Raw genomic sequence first — 2255 nt, 5'->3', positions numbered from 1 at the left:
ATCTGATTTGAATACCCAGATTATACAAAGCTCCATCGTAGTTATATAGCCCAAAACGTCCAAGTTGGTTTACACCATTAGAAAATTTGTAATCTTTTTATTACCGACGGCAACTCCGAATAACACCCCTTGCAACAATGCCTGAACCCATCCTTTGAGCGCTTGTCCCGATACCAGAACTCACTGGTCATCGGGTAAAAGTCACCGCACTTTTTGCAATACTTCTCCAGCACCGCACAGCCTTTCACATCGTCCCACCCGATCGCTTTCATACCACCTTCCAAAAACTGTCTTATACTGTAACCGCTGAGTCCAGTCAGCCACCGGCCCGTGGCATCACCACATACTCCGGGGCCGGTGCTTTAACCCTGGTCGCCTATCGACTCGTAAATATCCATCACCGTCACTTTTTCACTGACGTCATTGAACTGTGGGTCGTTATCCATGTACATGCAGTTCAACCCGCCGACGTAACCTGCCAGGGTTTTAAACGCGTCCATCAGGTCTTCCCGTTCATCTTCCGGCAGGGTGATCAACAGTTCTACCAAATTGCAACCTAAATGATTGAGCGCACCGGTCATTTGACAGCGCATGTGGTCCATGTTGATTTTCATTTTTTCTACTCCGGCCACACCAAAGTGTCCTGCAAATGACAAGAACGATCCGGAACAAGGCGCAAACTGGAATATTGGCAAAGCCATTTTTGACCGTAATATTTAATCATGGTCTCCCGCGCTTTATTGGCATTCGGTGCGGTGACTTTCACATAACCGGGAAAGCCGATATGCCCGGTACCAAAGGTAAAATAAAAATGCATATTGATTGCCTCCTATCGTTTGACATCAAACCGGTTCATCAACTGGTTCATCACTTTCGTTCGCTTTCGATGGCACAGCTCATAGTCCATCAGCTGTAAAATCCGCCACGGATTACGCTCTGCCCGGATTCTTTTCAGACACTGTTGGGTGTGGCCGTGCAGTGTCGCCCGGTTTTTGGCATCGACTCCGAAAACGATCACGGTAAAAAACCTCCGCAGCAAGGTGGGATGAAACATGCGCCAGCGCAATGCGCCGGGCCTGTCGGCGTAGTGCCTGCAATTCGTTCACGGTGACCTCCATCGCTTTGGCTTTGCGGTCAATGGGACCGGCCATGCCATACAGCGCCACCAGTCGGGTCACCGGATCCGGCCCCAGTTGTAATTCCAAATCATTATCCAGCGCCAGCAACCGCCGACCGGTGCGTCGGCCCTGCCACAAAGGCACGCTGCCGACGCCCCGGGTCGAGCTCGGTTCCATAAACCGCACAATAGAACTGTCGCCGGTGCCAATATCCAGCGATTTGTAGATATACCGCCAGCTGGCCCAGTCCTCCAGCAGCGTGTCAATGACGTCAGACCGGCGGCGCATGTCGGAATCCGAACATGGTTTGTGGATTTTGCAAATATTTGCAGAACAGTTCGATGTCCATGCGCACACAACCGCGCACGTCGGTTTCGTCGAAAAAATAATTCGGGTGCATGACCACCTGCCAGTGTTGCTGGTCCGGGCGAAAGGCCAGCACCGGTACCTTGTTCTGCGCGTTGGCATTGGCCTGGCACTGCTGCCACCACTGTTTGACCTGGCCATCGGTGGCGGTGCGGTGGCGTTTGATTTCAATGCTGAAGTTATAGACGCCGGTGTCGTCGCCCCGGTCGCGGCACTGCGCCAAATTGCGTTGCAAATTGACGCGGCCGTTGGTCAGCGTGGCTATTTGGCGGCAGAATTCCCGCTCGCCGCTTTTGCCCTTGCGGCAAGACTTTTTTCCGGTATCAGAGCTCACAGGCGTGCCCACGCAGTAATTCAATGGTTTCAAAATGGATTGAGCACAAACCACGGGCGGTGCCAGCGTTCAGTTGCGTGATGCGCCCACCCTGTTGCTGGTAATGGCGCACATCGCGGTTCAGCTGGCGACGCTGGCCGGGTTTGGGCAGGCTGGCCAGCGGTGTTCGGGTTTTCATATCGTCTCTCCGGTTGCTATGATTTAAACGCCTGATTCGCGGGTTTTGTTTTGCGAATTCACAAATAGGATTTATTTGTGGTAGGCTTGGCCCCGTCTTCGTCGGCCTGGCTAACAACCAGAATGTGACGGGGTCAACTCCCTGTTTGATGATGGCGCACGCAATGCCGGGTGTCCTGATTCATACAAGACCTGTAAAGGGAAAGATCAGGGGGCTGCACATTGGCTTTGTTAGCGCCCGGCACCCCTGTTACTTACCC

6 protein-coding genes are annotated in these 2255 nt (G+C 52.9%); all 6 read right to left on the bottom strand.

Features of this window, described 5'->3' with window-relative positions; all coding sequences use genetic code 11:
• Positions 1–77 precede the first annotated feature (77 nt).
• Positions 78–272, bottom strand: a complete 195-nt coding sequence (locus KDK14_RS09315; protein ID WP_257264825.1) for a hypothetical protein — start codon at positions 270–272, stop codon at positions 78–80.
• Positions 273–362: 90 nt separating this feature from the next.
• A complete protein-coding gene (locus tag KDK14_RS09310) occupies positions 363–614 on the bottom strand; it encodes a hypothetical protein (protein ID WP_257264824.1) in 252 nt (83 codons plus the stop codon).
• Between the two features lie 5 nt (positions 615–619).
• Entirely contained in the window at positions 620–817 is a 198-nt protein-coding gene (locus tag KDK14_RS09305) for a hypothetical protein (protein ID WP_257264823.1), read from the bottom strand.
• A 112-nt stretch (positions 818–929) separates the two neighbouring features.
• Entirely contained in the window at positions 930–1406 is a 477-nt protein-coding gene (locus tag KDK14_RS09300; protein ID WP_257264822.1) for a hypothetical protein, read from the bottom strand.
• The gene (locus KDK14_RS09295; protein ID WP_257264821.1) at positions 1390–1818 is read right to left on the bottom strand and encodes a hypothetical protein; all 429 of its coding nucleotides are present in this window, start codon (positions 1816–1818) and stop codon (positions 1390–1392) included. The genes KDK14_RS09300 and KDK14_RS09295 overlap by 17 nt, the downstream gene beginning before the upstream one ends.
• The gene (locus KDK14_RS09290; protein ID WP_257264820.1) at positions 1808–1996 is read right to left on the bottom strand and encodes a hypothetical protein; all 189 of its coding nucleotides are present in this window, start codon (positions 1994–1996) and stop codon (positions 1808–1810) included. The genes KDK14_RS09295 and KDK14_RS09290 overlap by 11 nt, the downstream gene beginning before the upstream one ends.
• Positions 1997–2255 lie beyond the last annotated feature (259 nt).

The sequence above is a fragment of the Endozoicomonas sp. ONNA2 genome, from assembly GCF_024606365.1.
Taxonomy (GTDB): domain Bacteria; phylum Pseudomonadota; class Gammaproteobacteria; order Pseudomonadales; family Endozoicomonadaceae; genus Endozoicomonas.
The sequence above is the reverse complement of the archived record's forward strand: the minus strand, read 5'-3'. Positions and strand labels throughout refer to the sequence as shown.